The following is a 15,176-nucleotide window of genomic DNA, read 5'->3' on the forward strand; positions in this document are numbered from 1 at the left end:
CCACCCGCTACGACCGCTGCGCACACACCTTCTTCTCCGCCATCTGCATCGCAGCCAGTGTCACCTTCTATCTCAAAGAATGAGTCCTGACCCTAAGGGAGTCGTAACCCATCATCGCGGGGCATATCTGAACGCCCTGTCGCAAATCGTTTCGTGGGGGATGCCCGCGCATTCGGTCTATTTGTGGACGCTGCCGATGTTTCATTGCAACGGATGGTGCTTCCCGTGGGCGATGGCGGCCAATGCCGGAACTAATGTCTGCCTCCGTCGGGTCGATGCGAAGGTCATCTTCGACGCGATCGATGAACACGGCGTCACGCATATGTGCGGCGCGCCGATCGTGTACAATCTGCTCATCAACGCGCCGTCTGAGGCGCGTGGCGAGCGGGTGCGCAAAGTCAGCGGCTTCATCGCCGGGGCTGCCCCGCCCACCTCGACGATCGAGGGTGCGGAGCGGCTCGGGTTCGAAATCACCCACGTCTACGGTCTGACCGAAACCTATGGCCCGGCGGCAATATGCGCGGCGCAGGAGGAGTGGCGGTCGCTGCCGATGGCCGAGCGCGTCCGAATGAACGCGCGCCAAGGCGTCGCCGGCCCCATGCAGGAAGAGATGACCGTGCTAGACCCAGGCACCATGTTGCCGGTTCCGGCGGATGGCGAGACCGTGGGCGAGGTCATGTTTCGCGGTAACATCACCATGAGCGGATATCTGAAGAACCCTACGGCTACCGAGGAAGCCTTCGCAGGCGGCTGGCTGCACACCGGCGATCTCGCGGTGCTGGAGCCCGATGGCTATGTGCGCATCAAGGACCGGTCGAAGGACGTCATCATATCCGGTGGTGAAAACATTTCCTCCATTGAGGTGGAGGATGTGCTGCACCGCCATCCGGCGGTAGACCTGGCAGCCGTGGTGGCAAGACCGGACGCGAAATGGGGCGAGGTGCCCTGCGCCTTCGTCCAGTTGCAACCTTACGCAACGGCCACCGAGGCCGAAATCCGCCAATTCTGCCGTGAGCAGATGGCGGGCTACAAAGTTCCGAAAATCGTGGTGTTTGGCCCAATTCCGAAAACCTCCACCGGGAAGATTCAAAAGCGGATCCTCCGCGACGTGGCCAAGAGCATGAGCGAGGCAGCGTCGTGACCTACGCAGCGCCGCTGGACGAGATGCGGTTCGTCCTAGTACACCTTGCTGGATTGCCCGAGATCGCCACGTTTCCCGGATTCGAGGAAGCCCAGCCGGACATCGTCGAGGCTATCCTCACGGAGGCGGCGCGCTTTGCCGCCGAGGTACTCGCCCCACTAAACCCGACCGGCGACCGCCAAGGTTGCCGCTGGACCGCCGGCGAGGTCGCGACCCCGAACGGCTTTCCCGAAGCGTATCGGCTGTTTATTGAAGCCGGTTGGCACGCAATGCCGGCCAGTCCAGACATTGGCGGGCAGGGAATGCCGGCGGTCCTTTCAAGCGCCGTCGCCGAGATGTGGAAGTCCGCCAATCTCGCGTTCTCACTGTGCCAGATGCTCACGATGGGCGCGGTCGAAGCGCTGGCTCACCACGCCTCCGACGAGATCAAGCAACGCTTTCTGCCGAAAATGGTGGCGGGCGAATGGACCGGGACGATGAACCTTACCGAGCCACAGGCGGGCTCGGACCTGTCGGCCATCCGCACCCGAGCGGAGCAGGACGGAGAGGCCTATCGTTTGTTTGGATCCAAGATCTTCATCACCTGGGGCGAACACGATGTTGCGGAAAACATCGTCCATCTCGTGCTCGCGCGCCTGCCGGACGCTCCAGCGGGTACGCGCGGCATTTCGCTGTTCGCGGCCCCGAAATTCCTGGTCAACCCGGACGGCAGTCTGGGCGCCCGCAACGATCTGATCTGCGCGTCCATCGAGCATAAGCTCGGCATCCATGGTTCCCCGACAGCAGTCATGTCGTACGGGGACGATCGCGGAGCGCTCGCTTACCTTGTAGGAGAGCCCAACCGCGGTCTCGAATACATGTTCACCATGATGAACCACGCGCGTTTGAACGTCGGACTGGAAGGAGTGGCGATCTCCGAGGCATCCTATCAGAAGGCTGCGGACTACGCCCGCACGCGCGTCCAAGGCAAACCAATCGGCGACGCCGTGCGCGCAACAATTATCCATCACCCCGATGTGCGGCGGATGCTCATGGACATGAAGTCGCGCACCGAAGCGATGCGCGCGGTCGCCTACTACACCGCGGCTTGCATAGACCGCGCCCAAGGTAACCCAGATGTCGCGCAGCGCGCCCACGATCAAGGCCGCGTTGAGTTGCTCACCCCCGTGGTCAAGGGCTGGTCCACCGAAAGCTGCATCATGATCGCATCGACCGGCATCCAGGTGCAGGGTGGAATGGGCTACGTGGAGGAAACCGGGGCCGCGCAATATCTGCGCGACGGGCGAATCACCACGATCTATGAAGGCACAACCGGAATCCAGGCGCTCGATTTGATCGGGCGCAAGTTAGCTCGTGATAAGGGCACCAATGCTGCCGCCCTGATCCGGGACATGAAGTTGACCATTGCGGATTTGGAGCGCGACGACGACCCGGATCTGTCCGCTGTCGCCGGGGCCTTGCGAGATGGCGTGGAGGCGCTGGAGGCGGCGACGGAGTGGCTCCTCGACAACGCCGATCTCAACCCTCGCGAGACGGCCGCCGGAGCGGTTCCATACTTGAAGCTCATGGGCGTCGTCGCCGGCGGATGGCAGATGGCTCGCGCCGCGCGCATCGCCCGCGATCTGCTGCGGCGCGCGGAGGCGAACGAGGGTTTCGCGCGTGCCAAGATCGCAACGGCACGCTTCTATGCGGACCACATTCTGCCCGAGGCCGGCGCGTACTGCCACGAGGTCACCGCTGGGGCCGCGTCGACATTGGCTCTCGAGGAAGCGCTCTTTTAGCCCGCGCGCTCAGCGCAGCGCCAGTTGTGAAGGACCGGATCATGGAGGATCAGACGAAACGCCTGGGTTCGCACCCGGCAACGCGGCCAGCCGCGACCGACCGCGGCACCGGCTGGCCCTTCGGAAGATGGTGGGAAGGCGCCTCGGCGCTCACGCCACAGGCGGAACCGGGCGATTTCATCGCTGCGTTCGCGCGCAACCCGATGCTGACGTCGATCGACAAGATCTGGAACGCCAACCCGTTGCACAAGGTCGTCCCCATCGACTGGGCGGCAATTGCCTACGCGCTGCGTGTGGTATGGCTGCGCACCCTCGTTCGGCCCGATCGCGCCATTGCGATTGCGGCCGAGTTCAACGTGAACGCGTTGCGCTCGGCCGCGAACGCCTGGAGCGACGCGACCATGCGATGGTGGGGCGAGAGCCAGGACGCAACGGCGGCGAAGCGGGACTCCGACGGCGACAAGCGATTTGCGGCCCCAGAATGGCGAGACAACCCCGCCTTCAGCATGCTCAAGGACCTTTATCTGCTCGCCTCGGAAAGCCTGCTCCGGATCGTGGCTCGCGACGGCGCGAACGACGACGAGGAGCAACGGATCAACTTCCACCTCCGTCAATTTATCAGCGCGATGAGCCCGTCGCTCATGCTGTTCGGCAATCCGGTGGCTCTCCGTCGAGCGGTGGAATCCGGCGGCGCAAGCCTGGCCGACGGCCTGCGCAATCTGCTCGACGACGTGCAGGCGGGCCGGTTGAGCATGGTCGACGCGACCGCGTTTGCCCCTGGCCGCAACCTCGCGCTGACCCCCGGAAAAGTGGTCCATCGCAACAGGCTGCTGGAGCTGATCCAGTACTCTCCGGCGACCGCCGAGACGCACGCCATTCCAATCCTGATATTGCCTCCATGGATCAACAAGTTCTACATCCTCGACATGCAGCCGAAGAACAGCATGGTGAAGCATCTCGTTGATCAGGGCTTCACGGTCTTCATGGCGTCCTGGAAGAATCCTGACGCTTCGATGGAAGACATCGCCATCGAGGACTATATGCGTCTCGGGCCCCTAGAGGCCTGCGACGTGATCCGCGAGATCACGGGGCAGGCGGCGATCAACGTGATGGGGTACTGCATTGCCGGCACACTCCTGGCAATGACGCTGGCCTGGCTCGCGGCGAAGCAAGACCGAAGGTTTAACGCCGCGACGTTCATCGTCTCTTTGCAGGACTTTTCTAAAGTAGGCGACACAGCGGTTTTCGCCGACGAGTCCGCCGTGGACCTGATCGAACAGCAGATGTTGCAGCGCGGCTATCTGGACAGCCGCGAGATGTCGAACATGTTCAACCTCCTGCGGCCAAACGATCTGATCTGGTCCAACGTTGTGAACAACTACCTGCTCGGACAGGCGCCCCCCGCCTTCGACCTCCTGTATTGGAACAGCGACGGCACACGGATGGCCCGCGCCGCGCATAGTTGGTATTTGCGCAACACCTATCTCGAAAACAATCTGATCCAGCCAAACAAGGTTCGCCTGGACGGCGAGACGCTGGACCTGCGCCGCATCGAACTCGACGTGTACGCGGTAGGCGCCGAAAAGGATCACATCGTGCCTTGGGAGGGCGCATGGCGGATAACGCAGTTGCTCGGTGGGGCCGTGCGTTTCGTCCTTGTATCCAGCGGCCATATCGCCGGCATCATCAACCCGCCGGGCGGCAAGGGCGCTTACTGGGTCAACCGGTCAGCGACCCCGGCCGGCTCCGCGGATCAGTGGCGGGATGCCGCCGTACAACGCAAAGGCAGCTGGTGGGTCGATTGGGACGGCTGGCTGGCGAAGCGCTCGGGTGGTCGCGCCGCGCCGCCGCGGATGGGCAGCGCCACGCATCCCGCTCTAAACGATGCCCCGGGGAGCTTCGTCCTCGAAAAATGAAACGCTTGCGGGCGACCGCGGCTTGGCCAAGCGATGGCTGTGGCGCCCGCCTCACTCGCGGTGTAGGTGTGCCGCTGCAGAGGTCGGGCGCCCCCGGTCTGCCTATATCCAGCGTGGAGCGGCTGTCCTTCGGTGGACCGTTCGCGGACTCGCCGGTCGAGCTGGCGCAGAGCCTAGGTACAGGCACGTAAGAAAGCTGGCCCTGCCAGCTAGCCGCAACTTTCGGTAAGGCTCTTCCGGCGCGCCTGACCTTTCCCGACCGGGTTTACGCATGCAAATCTAGTTTCTACACCTGTGCACCGGATGATAAGCCAACAAAAAGCTAGCGCTTCAGCGAAAGCCGAAGTTCTGTTGATCCAAACCGCAACGCGCTGAGGGTGATCGCGCCATACGTAGCATGGTGCCACGGCCGGACGAGACACCCCGAAGCATAACACCACCTTGTGGCGCCGCAGGACGTCACACCAGGGTCGAATGCCTGCGTATCAGTCGATACCCCATAGACGGGTCAAGCGGCTTAGACCGTAACCCACGATGCTTGCGACCAGCAAAGACGGAATGGGCCGGTTCTTCGTCGCACGGCGGGTGTCAGCCGCCAGCGATCGAACCCGATCTGCGGTCTCACCATAAGCATCCTGCGCGTCAGCGGCTACCTGCCGAGCTTTGTCTTCGAGAACGAGAATAACCAGAGCGAAGGTTGCTAGAGCCAGAACTGATTTCATGATCCGTCCTCCGTGCTTGTGTACCGAATCAGCGAGGATGAAACAGCTTGCCTAGAGCGTAGCCAACTGCGCCCGCTATCAGCAGGGCAATCAGCGGTTGTTGCTCCACACCCTTTCCAACCGCGGTCGCAGCATCTGCCACCTGCTCGGCTGCCTCCCCGTAAGCATCTCGAGCATGGCTAGCCACCCGACGCGCCTGCACCTCAATCTGGGCTCTGGTATCCCCGGTCAATGCATCCTGAACCTTTCCAGCGACGTTCTGGATAGCGTCTCCAATGCGGTCTGCGTTCACGTTCATCTCCTGAATATCCGAAAGTGTGTCGACGTATGCGTCGCGACGAACCAGCTGATCATCCGATAAACCATGTGTTGGTGAAATTGCCCTCCGCTCTCTCAACTCCGAGAGCGCACATTGGGTGCCATTCCGTTCCCGCAACCTGAGTTGGCAAGCATAGGCAGTGACTACGCCACAATTGCCCGGCTCATCTCACGGTTGCTCGGTCACCCCTGCGCTAAGGTAGATATCGGTGGCCATAGACGAGGTGGTGAGGTCACGGCGGGCCGCCCGGTTGACCAGCACTGGGATGGCGTCGGAGCTCGTCGAAGGAGGCCTAGGAAAGGATCACACGCTCAACGAGCCGCAGCTCCCGGCGAGAGCGAGGATCGGGGTTGCCGGTATTTTCGAAGGCCTACACCAGCCTGGCTACGACGGTGCTTGCAAATCGGCCCAGGTGGATTTGGCGAGAGCCGCGCGCTCCAAGGCTTCAGTCTGCCAGCGTCGGAAGTTCTGGCGAAGACATTGTCCGGATCCGGATTCAGCCGCGGGCCTTGTTCAGTCGGCTGCTCCGACTACAGCTTGCCGATGACCCCTCCCTTCACATTCAACCCGCCGATCAGCATCGACATATGTGAAACCGCCGGCCAAGAATTTGACCGCGCACGGATCGGGATGGACCGCCCGGCCTTTTTGAGCAAGAGCTCGTGGAGCAGCTCGCGACTCTAGTCGAGCTTTGGGGGCCGCGGCCATCGATCGCGACCCAGTGCTGGCGGTGTTCGATACGGCAGCTTGGAGGGCCCGGGAGGTGCCAAAAGTGCCGCCAGCGCCGGAAGCTACGTTCCAAGCACAATCCAGCCCATAGGGTCTCTCAGGCTGGAGTTTCTGAGCTAGCGTCAAAGTCTTTGGTCATAGCTGCCTTCGTTCCCACTTAGGATCGATGGGAAAGCTCCTGAAGCAATTTGCAGCGCTGCCGGTCATGGAGACTGGCGGGGCGCTGCGTGTGCTTCTCATCACATCACGCGTCACGCATCGGTGGATCATTCCTAAGGGGCACCCGGAGAAAGGGATGCAGCCCAGCGCCGTAGCTTTGCTCGAGGCCCGAGAAGAGGCTGGGGTTTCTGGCGTCATCAGTAAAATGCCGATCGGGTGCTATCGCACTCAAAAATGCCTGCCCTCGGGCAAACAGGTGCCCTGTGAGGTTACTGTGTTCCGGCTCGACGTGTCGGAGCACATCGCTCAATGGAAAGAGCCTCTGGAGCGCAAGATAATGTGGGTGCCGCTGTCACAGGCGGCGGCTCTCGCTGACGATGGCGGTTTGTCCCAATTCCTGAAGAGGTTCGACGCCGCGGCCAAACCCAAAGCGCTCAGCCCCACGACGGAGCGGCTCACGACGTCCTAGCGGATACGTCCTCGGCTCCGGCACTGGCTCCAGGGTCCAATCCGGATCGGGTCCGTAGCAGAAGCTTCGATGATGGCCAGAATAGAGATAGACCGGCGCCGCATGGAGCCGGCACCAGATGCAGTTCAGCCGCTTGACGGCCTCAGCACCCGCGTATCACTGCCGGATGACTGACGGATTGGCCGCGTCCGTCTCGCCTCACGGTTTTGTCAGCGTGAAGCCCTCTTCTTTGCTCTGGGAGCCGCTGCTATCCCCCGCTGTCCCATGACAGACATCCCCGCCCCGCAGCTGCCGCCCATCGGGTGGTGCTTCGCTGTGTCACCTGCACCGTCACTCTGTTGCTGGCGGGGGCGGGCGTCGCCCAGACCCCGGTGGCCTTCTAGAGCTGAGGTCCTCACCCAAAGGCGGAATGTCGAGAGCCGGGACCCGCAGTATTTTATTCCCGCCGGACGAAGGACCCCGGCCGTCATCGGGCGTTGGCCGGGAGCCCGCCCGACGACGTTAAGGGCCTGACTACTAATTTCTCCGAAAGAGCTTCAGAAAAGCGGCCGGCTTTCCCTCTGCTCCGCGAACCTTTCCCGAAGGCAGGCGCGTTCCGAGGAATTGGCCGTCGAGTGAATAGATCTGGCCTGCTTGAAGCTTGGCGATCCGCGCCCCTGACACGAGGTCATAGACGATGCCATCGCGCGTGTAAGCGATAGCCGCACCTTCATCATCGTGAATAAGCATTTTCGTTGTGCTTAGGCTCTCAGTCTTCATCAAGGTCGCACTCCCCCTAGCTCTCCGATCTTCATCTGAGTTTGGCCGGGCGCGAGGGAAGAGGAGCCCTCGATCCAGCTGAATAAGATTGAGTGATCGTGAGAGATCGGGAGCGATCGCCGATGAACCGGCGAAGCCATCACTGGCGATCGCCTAAAATCATAGAGCCGACATATCGGCGTTAGCCAGGCGGCTGCTTGTGGTCGATCCGTATCACGCGGCCGCCGTTGAAGCCGCGACTCCTTCGCCGAGGCTCGAGGGGGCGCCGCCAAGCTGAAGCTCTCGGAACGGGACGTCCTGCGCCAGAGTGAGGCTGCCCTCGCGCGCCAGCTCGAGCCCCGCCAGAAAGGTACTCGCCACCGCTGCCCGTGCCCGAAGCGGGCGGTCCGTAGCCTTCTCGGCAACCGGCGGCAAAAAGGCGGCGAGGTCGCCGCCCGCCGGATATTCGGCCAGCAGCGTCTGGATCCGCGCCAAGGCATCGACCACGCGCCAGAGATCCGGGATGGCCGGCCGGTAGAGCGGCGTTTCTTCCGGTCGCCCTTCCCTGCCCCGCAGCACCACCAGGCAAGCTTCCATCAGCGCGACATAGCCGCCCTCACGGGGAATGCTGGGTGGCCGTCGGACGAAGACATCCAGGCCAAGCTGCGGTCGCTGCTGCAGCCAAATCCCGGCCGCCCGCATCGTCGCCAAGTCATCGAGGCGGCGCAGCTCGCCCGCCGCATCCTGTTCCGCCTCCGCCGCGGCTTCCGGACTGTTGGGGAAGAGCAAGCGCGAGCGCAGCAGGACCAGCCGCGTCGCCAGAACCAGCCAGTCGGCCCGCTGCTCCAACGTCACCTGATCGGCAAGCCGCGCCATGGCCGCGACAAACTGCTCGGCGAGATCCAGGATTGACATGCGGCCAAAATCGATCCGTTGCCGCTCGGCAAGGTCGAGCAGCACGCCCATCGGTCCGTCGAACCCCTCCAGATGCAGCACCGGGCTCGCCGGGAGCCGCGGCGGTGCCTCCCAATCATGCCACAGAGGATCGTGAGCGCCGCCGGCGGCCGGCTCGACATCAGTCATCGCGGTAATCGGGCCGGAGATCGAAGACCCGAAGCCGGCCTGCGCTTGCGAAGGCTCGTCAACGCCGCCCAAGGCGTCCAGTCGGCCGACCAGAAGTCATTCTGTAGGGGCGCCGAGAGCCGGCGTCGGCGATCCGGCGACAGGGCGTCGTCCATTGCTTCGGTGGCGAGACGGGCGAGTTCCGGCTGTAGCGCCTCGCCGGCGATCCGCATCACACACCGGGTCGAGACTCATTCGCTTTGGGCGGCAATACCGTGGTGCTCACCTCAGCCGCCATGTTGCCCCCAAAGCCCCCCCTCGCCGTTCGCCCGCGACGCGCCGACGCGGTCCAGTCTGAATCTATTGGGACGACTGTGGCAACCCATACTTCTCGCGCGTAAAGGCACGGTAATTATAGATTACCGTGCCTGAATAGGGCTAAATACCTACGCTTCTAACCGAACCTCACAGATTCTCGGTCTGCTAGGCACGCGAAACGTCTATCTGAGCCTCATCCCCTGGCTTCTGCACACTCAAAGGCTTCGTCACCAATCGTTTCCGAATCGAGTAATTCCTGCGACCGTGACAGAAGCACCTCTGGCGAGCTCTCGATATGAGAACGTCGTCCGTTACGGCTGGCAGTCGCCTTCCAGTCGGCGGTAAATTCCGTAAACGGGCTTGCCCGATCCTTTTGTCGTGGACGGTCGGCACCGGGTCGAAACCAGGTCCGCCGGCGACCTCTAAAATCCTGATCGCCAACAAAATTCGAGACGCGCTCGCCCTAGATAACACCTTGGCTCGATATCGAGCCCATTCTGGATCAAGTGCCTACGTAGACACTGACACCCCCGGTCGCGCGACGACTAGGCCTGATCAGCGCCCGAGCCACCACAGTTACCGAACAATTCGAGATCAAAATGAATTCCCCATGTGTCAGCATATTTTGCTGCGGCCTTGCCGAGGGATCGGAGGGTTGCATTGCATTTTGGGTGGTCCCCGTAGCTCACCTCGATGCACTTCTCGACGACCGATGATGTTGGTACGCGCTGCGACTCGGCCGCTAGCGACCCACCTCGGGCCCGAGTATCCTTCCCCAGAGCGGATGAAAATCTTACGCCCAAACCCCTCCGATGCTTTGGGTACGCTCAAGCGATGACCATCGTACCCTTAGTCCGAGTCGAGCCGATGATACGAGTACGCTTTCGCTCGGGCGGCCGATGAAAGCGGTACTAATCCTATTAAGTTTCCTAAGAAGAGCCTCAGGCTTGGAGAAGCTCTTACGAACTCTCAGCATCGGCACACTTTCGCAGTTGGCGGCATTTGGGGAACATTTGTGAAAATCATTGGCCTAAACCGCCGCTTGTGCTAGCGCACGTAAGACTTGGTATTTCTCGAGTCGGGCACAATAGCGGAGCGGCACTCGTGGCGGGTGACAAGCGACCATTCGGCCAGCAAGTCCATGCTCTTCTCGTTGGCGAAGGACGAGGAGCCGCGCGTTCACACGCGCACCAGCTTGGGCATCCAGACCTTTTCGATCGCGTTCATGCGGTTGCAGTCGAGGAACCCACCCCAAACTTTCTCCATTCTGCGCTCTGCGCGATGTCTCTTCCTGTGAGAAAACCCGCTGATGATACGGCGTCGATTATTCGCAGAGACGGGCAGTACACGCTTGCGATCACGCCAAGACCTGTTCTTCAGTGGATCAACGGTGAACAGACCATGGCGGTGATTGGTGTCCCTTACGGCTCATTACCGCGCCTCGTTCTGATCCACATCATGACTGAAGCAGTGCGAACGAGATCACGGCATATAACACTTGGGACGTCATTCACAGACTGGATGAGGAGGATGGGATTTCGAACGATCAGCTATGGCCCTCGCGGGTCGGCAACGCTCATCCGAGACCAGCTAGACCGTCTGCTCGCTTGTGAGTGGATGATTCGTTGGGACGGCGAGACGTCAGAGGGCCAAGAATTCGCCGTCAAAGAGGTCAAGCTAACCAGCGACTATTCAGGGCGGAATAGTAAACAGGGCAGCTTTTCCAGAGAGATTTTGTTGACGGAGGGCTTTTTCGAACATTTGCGCGAGCATGCTGTTCCTCTAGATGAAAACGCCATACGTCAACTCCGCGATTCCGCGACAGCGCTCGACCTCTATACGTGGCTCGCATATCGGCTTCCCCGAATCAACAAAGCTGGGCCATCTCTTTTGAGCTGGGCCCAGCTAGCGGTGCATTTCGGCAACGAAGGGACAAATATTCGGAAATTCCGTCAAACTGTTCGGGATGCTTGGGAGCGGCATGTTTCAGCTGTATATCCGGATGCACGAGCTGAGTTCGATACTACCGCTATACGCCTATACGCCTCCCCTGCCCCGCTACAAAGACGCGCGCTACGTCTCGTCGACACAAGTCCCGCGCCACCCAAGGCACCTCCGATCATCGAGCAGCCTGGCGACGCCTTTTTGAGGGCTTTGAAATTAGCCCTAGGGCGTGCGGTCGCGGCAGCTTGGCTCTCCGATGCCACAATTGAAACCGATGACGATGGAGAAAAGATCGTGGTTGGTTCTCGTTTCAAGGCCGACTACATCAAGCAAAATTTCGGGTCGCAGCTTGACCGTGCCGCGAGAGATTGCGGGCTGCCACGGACTCCTCAGGTCTCTAGCCGATCCCGTTCGGCGTTTTAGTCTCCACTCAGGAATATTGCTATGGATGGCATCGACCCTGCGATCGTCGTGGAGTCCCTTTATAACCGCTCGATCGACGTCGTGGCGAAGCTACGGGCAAGGGGCGATGCTTCGGATGAGGGAAGCGAGCCTGGCACTCGTCGGGCACCCCGTTTCTCGATCACTCGGACTGCCGAGCTAGTAGGTAGAACCGGCGCTGCCATTCGGGAGGCCGAGAAAGATGGCAGGTTGCCAGGCGTTGCTCGGACGAACACTGGGCGCCGTATCGGATATACCCTTGAAGAGGTCAATGACATGCGCCGGGTATTCGGCACCCGGCCGTGGCGAGAGCCCTCTGACCCCCTATCGATCATTGCCGTTCAGAATTTCAAGGGGGGCGTGGGCAAATCCACCTTGTCGGTCCACCTAGCGCAGCACTTGGCCATCCGTGGTTACCGCGTTTGTCTGATTGATTGCGATAGCCAGGGCTCGTCAACCACGATGCTGGGCTATATCCCGGACTTAGATATCGTCGAGGAAGATACCCTTTATCCCTTTATACGGAACGCAGAGATGTCCAGCTTGGCCTATGCTGTGCGCGAGACGCATTGGAACGGCCTTTTTCTCATCCCGGCAAATTTGCGGCTCTATTCCGCTGAGTATGAACTTGCGGCTCGTATCGCGCGGTCAGACGGAATGCTCTTGAATCGGCTCGCGGAAGGCATTGCTTCGATCCAGGAGCACTTTGACGTAGTTATCCTGGATCCTCCACCCGCGCTCGGGACAGTCTCGCTGTCTGTCATGCGGGCGGCCAATTCACTTCTTATCCCAGTACCTCCTACCGTTGTCGATTTCACGTCGACAACGAGCTTTCTGGCAATGCTCCACGAAAGCATGGGTGTCCTTGCGGAGAGGGGGCTGCCAATAGACCTGAATTGGATCAGGTTTGTTGCTACGCGCGCGGACGAGCAAAAATCGGTGCAGCGCGAGCTGCTTCAGATTATGCGAAACTTATTCGGCGAAAATATGCTGCGCTCAGTACTCAGAGACAGTGCTGAGATCGACAACGCGTCTGCGCGCATGATGTCGGTATACGAGCTTGAGCAACCTGTGACATCCCGAGAAACCTACCAGCGCTGTCTCAACTACCTGAATGCCGTAAACGCTGAGATTGAAACGCAGATTCGGATGACTTGGCCAAGTCACAAAGCACGCTTGCGTGCCGAGGGCGTGCTTTAGCGTGGGTTGCAGGTCTGCAACTTTGCTCTAAGACGCTGATAATACGACAAGATCGCCGTCTCTCGCTGTGCGGAGTCGTTCCCGGTGGGCGGGCGGAGGCGCCAGTTTGTGGCCATGCAGCTCAGGCTCGAGCTTTTGAGGGAAGGGAAAGTTGGATGGCGCTGGGGAACAAAGGGTTTGCAGGGCTGATTACTGGGGGAGGAGGAGGGGGAATTGAGCCGCGGCGGCCTCCTAGAACAGGGATATTGGGCGCGCGGGAGAATAGACTGGCAGAACTGTCTTCTGGCGGCGCGGTGACTAGAGTTCATGAACTGGTTGATCCCGCTGTCTGTCGCATCTGGGACGGCCACAATCGCGACTATGCTGCTCTGAACGAAGTCACGTGTGCCGATCTTATAGAGAGTTTGCGGGCCCAGGGACGCCAAGAGGTGCCGGCAATCGTCCGCCGAGTCGTAGATGACCCTGCCTATCGATTCGAGGTTATTTGTGGTGCCAGGCGACACTGGAGCGTTTCCTGGCTACGAACCCACCACTTCCCGGAGTTCAAGTTCGTGGTCGAGCCTCGGGAACTCAGCGATGAGGAGGCGTTTCGCGTTGCGGACTTAGAAAATCGTTCGCGAAAAGACTTGTCCGATTTTGAAAGGGCGAAAGATTACGCGGTCGCAATTGATCGATACTACGATGGTAGTCAGCAGAAGATGGTTGAGCGGCTTCAGGTCTCTAAGAGCTGGCTTAGTCGGTATCTGGAACTTGCAAAACTTCCGAGAGAGGTTTTGGCGTGTTTTGAGTCGCCGCATGTCATAGGAATTACGCACGCTGCGGCCATCGCTCCTCGACTCAGCCATCCACGTGACCGAGAAAAATTGTTGAAGGAAGCATCAGCGTTATCGGGAGAGCAAAGCTCCCGACTTTCTCAAGGGCTGACCCCGTTAACTCCAAGCCAGGTGGTTGCACGCCTATTGAGGGTCAACACCAAAAAAGAACCGACCCATAAACCATCTCGTATCGAAAGCGTTCTGGATGACAGTGGCAAGGTCATCTTCAAGGCATCAATTGAAGGCAGGGGAGGGATCTCTCTCTTGATCCCCAAGACGCGTGCGAGTGAACCAAAGATCGTGAGCGAGGCACTCAATCAATACCTTGAGCGGTATGCGAGCAACCGATGATAAAGGTACGTGTGGCAGTTTGCTGTTCAACTCATCACATTGGCGGCTGACAGCTTACCGGATAGCGGGGCAGAGACGCATGGGGCGATTCGGACCGGCTGAGGGTGATCGTAGTAACTCTCGCTAGGTGCGAAAATGTTTGTTGCTAAATCCGGTGCAATGGCTTGCTGCTTTCAACGGCGATTGGGACAATTAAGAAAGACATCGACGTGACCATTCCCGACGGAAACGATCGACGTAACAGTGCGCGCAGCGATGCAGTGGAGATTGAGCTTGGGGCGATTGGGGGCGATCTTCGCTACTGGCGCGCAAAGGAAGGTATGCGGCAGGGGGAGGAAAGGTTGGAAGCTCAATCCGCGGTTAGGACTGCACTGGAAGCTAGGGCAACCGCGCTCACCGGGTGGGCGGCTGTAGCTCTTTTGGCCGCGGCGAGCGTTGCATTTTCGGGCACGGACGTCGCCCGTCAAATCGGCGCCGCCGTAGCTGGTCTGGTTCTACTTTGGGCTGCGATCGAGGGTATCCATGCCGTTCGCCCGCGCGACTGGGCGATGCGAGGCTACGATCCATCCGTGGTCATATCCGACCCTCTGGAGTCTGAACTCGAGGCCCTTGAGTCACTGGCGGGGGGCATTACTAGCGGCATTCAGGCCAATCACCGCAGACTGAATGCAATGGGCAGGTCGCTTCGGCGAACCGGGAAGCTGCTCATCGCAGCGCCTCTGGCAGGAGCAGCTGCGTACTTGCTTGCCTACGAACGAGCGCCGATTATGGCTGATCTAGCCGCGGCAGCACACCAGCTGTCCCGGTAGGAGCAGGCTTCGACGGCGGCGGCGGCGGCGGCGGACCTTTTGACATACCGCCACCTTATCAAAATGGAACCGCGACGTCATCGCCCTTTTGTGCCTGGTCTGATGGCAGGCGTCGAGTCGGGGAATACCTGCCGGGCCCCTGTCAGCCACGAATGAAATTCCTGGTTTACCGTGCCTATCCGCGCGTGAAGAACCAGTTGCCACAGTCGCCGGATGGACTCAGACTGGGCACGGCGCCGGTGGCGTCGTGGGCAAACGGTGA

The 15,176-nt window shown here is 60.5% G+C and carries 11 protein-coding genes; 7 read left to right on the top strand and 4 right to left on the bottom strand.

What is annotated here, in order from left to right:
• The first annotated feature begins 79 nt into the window (after positions 1 to 79).
• The 3 genes from GSQ83_RS01255 to GSQ83_RS01265 are packed head-to-tail and all read left to right on the top strand — an operon-like array spanning position 80 to position 4,838.
• On the top strand, positions 80 to 1,141 hold the full coding sequence (locus tag GSQ83_RS01255) for an AMP-binding protein (protein ID WP_174246610.1): 1,062 nt from the start codon (positions 80 to 82) through the stop codon (positions 1,139 to 1,141).
• Complete coding sequence (locus tag GSQ83_RS01260) at positions 1,138 to 2,922, top strand: acyl-CoA dehydrogenase (protein ID WP_254065441.1); 1,785 nt, start codon at positions 1,138 to 1,140, stop codon at positions 2,920 to 2,922. Before GSQ83_RS01255 ends, GSQ83_RS01260 begins: the two co-directional genes overlap by 4 nt.
• A gap of 41 nt (positions 2,923 to 2,963) precedes the next feature.
• Positions 2,964 to 4,838, top strand: coding sequence for an alpha/beta hydrolase (locus GSQ83_RS01265; protein WP_158800906.1), 1,875 nt, complete (start codon positions 2,964 to 2,966; stop codon positions 4,836 to 4,838).
• 485 nt (positions 4,839 to 5,323) lie between these two features.
• On the opposite strand, the gene GSQ83_RS01270 is transcribed toward GSQ83_RS01265, so the two are convergent.
• Complete coding sequence (locus GSQ83_RS01270) at positions 5,324 to 5,560, bottom strand: hypothetical protein (protein ID WP_158800907.1); 237 nt, start codon at positions 5,558 to 5,560, stop codon at positions 5,324 to 5,326.
• Positions 5,561 to 5,588: 28 nt separating this feature from the next.
• The gene (locus tag GSQ83_RS01275; RefSeq protein ID WP_158800908.1) at positions 5,589 to 5,852 is read right to left on the bottom strand and encodes a CsbD family protein; all 264 of its coding nucleotides are present in this window, start codon (positions 5,850 to 5,852) and stop codon (positions 5,589 to 5,591) included.
• 922 nt (positions 5,853 to 6,774) lie between these two features.
• On the opposite strand from GSQ83_RS01275, the gene GSQ83_RS01280 reads away from it, so the two are divergent.
• Entirely contained in the window at positions 6,775 to 7,236 is a 462-nt protein-coding gene (locus GSQ83_RS01280) for an NUDIX hydrolase (protein WP_158800909.1), read from the top strand.
• A gap of 516 nt (positions 7,237 to 7,752) precedes the next feature.
• Here the strand turns inward: GSQ83_RS01280 and GSQ83_RS01285 are convergent.
• Both GSQ83_RS01285 and GSQ83_RS01290 read right to left on the bottom strand, forming a co-directional pair.
• Complete coding sequence (locus GSQ83_RS01285) at positions 7,753 to 7,995, bottom strand: 4-fold beta flower protein (protein WP_158800910.1); 243 nt, start codon at positions 7,993 to 7,995, stop codon at positions 7,753 to 7,755.
• Between the two features lie 213 nt (positions 7,996 to 8,208).
• Positions 8,209 to 9,057 (bottom strand): ScpA family protein, encoded by an 849-nt coding sequence (locus GSQ83_RS01290; protein ID WP_158800911.1) that lies wholly within the window; start codon positions 9,055 to 9,057, stop codon positions 8,209 to 8,211.
• Between the two features lie 1,401 nt (positions 9,058 to 10,458).
• Between GSQ83_RS01290 and GSQ83_RS01295 the strand changes: the two genes are divergently transcribed.
• The 3 genes from GSQ83_RS01295 (at position 10,459) to GSQ83_RS01305 (ending at position 14,105) form a co-directional block, all read left to right on the top strand.
• Positions 10,459 to 11,721 (top strand): replication protein RepA, encoded by a 1,263-nt coding sequence (locus tag GSQ83_RS01295; protein WP_158800912.1) that lies wholly within the window; start codon positions 10,459 to 10,461, stop codon positions 11,719 to 11,721.
• Positions 11,722 to 11,742: 21 nt separating this feature from the next.
• Positions 11,743 to 12,939 carry an AAA family ATPase gene (locus GSQ83_RS01300; RefSeq protein ID WP_158800913.1) on the top strand — a complete coding sequence of 399 codons (1,197 nt, stop codon included), beginning with the start codon at positions 11,743 to 11,745 and terminating at the stop codon, positions 12,937 to 12,939.
• 155 nt (positions 12,940 to 13,094) lie between these two features.
• Positions 13,095 to 14,105, top strand: coding sequence for a ParB/RepB/Spo0J family partition protein (locus GSQ83_RS01305; RefSeq protein ID WP_158800914.1), 1,011 nt, complete (start codon positions 13,095 to 13,097; stop codon positions 14,103 to 14,105).
• Positions 14,106 to 15,176 lie beyond the last annotated feature (1,071 nt).

It is taken from the genome of Acidisoma sp. L85 (genome assembly GCF_009765865.1).
Classification (GTDB): domain Bacteria; phylum Pseudomonadota; class Alphaproteobacteria; order Acetobacterales; family Acetobacteraceae; genus Acidisoma.

Bases quoted from the DNA above. Each gene is read 5' to 3' on its own strand.
- GSQ83_RS01285 (WP_158800910.1), bottom strand. From the start codon at position 7,995: ATGAAGACTGAGAGCCTAAGCACAACGAAAATGCTTATTCACGATGAT.
- GSQ83_RS01300 (WP_158800913.1), top strand. From the start codon at position 11,743: ATGGATGGCATCGACCCTGCGATCGTCGTGGAGTCCCTTTATAACCGC.
- GSQ83_RS01305 (WP_158800914.1), top strand. From the start codon at position 13,095: ATGGCGCTGGGGAACAAAGGGTTTGCAGGGCTGATTACTGGGGGAGGA.
- GSQ83_RS01270 (WP_158800907.1), bottom strand. From the start codon at position 5,560: ATGAAATCAGTTCTGGCTCTAGCAACCTTCGCTCTGGTTATTCTCGTT.
- GSQ83_RS01290 (WP_158800911.1), bottom strand. From the start codon at position 9,057: ATGACTGATGTCGAGCCGGCCGCCGGCGGCGCTCACGATCCTCTGTGG.
- GSQ83_RS01265 (WP_158800906.1), top strand. From the start codon at position 2,964: ATGGAGGATCAGACGAAACGCCTGGGTTCGCACCCGGCAACGCGGCCA.
- GSQ83_RS01255 (WP_174246610.1), top strand. From the start codon at position 80: ATGAGTCCTGACCCTAAGGGAGTCGTAACCCATCATCGCGGGGCATAT.
- GSQ83_RS01280 (WP_158800909.1), top strand. From the start codon at position 6,775: ATGGGAAAGCTCCTGAAGCAATTTGCAGCGCTGCCGGTCATGGAGACT.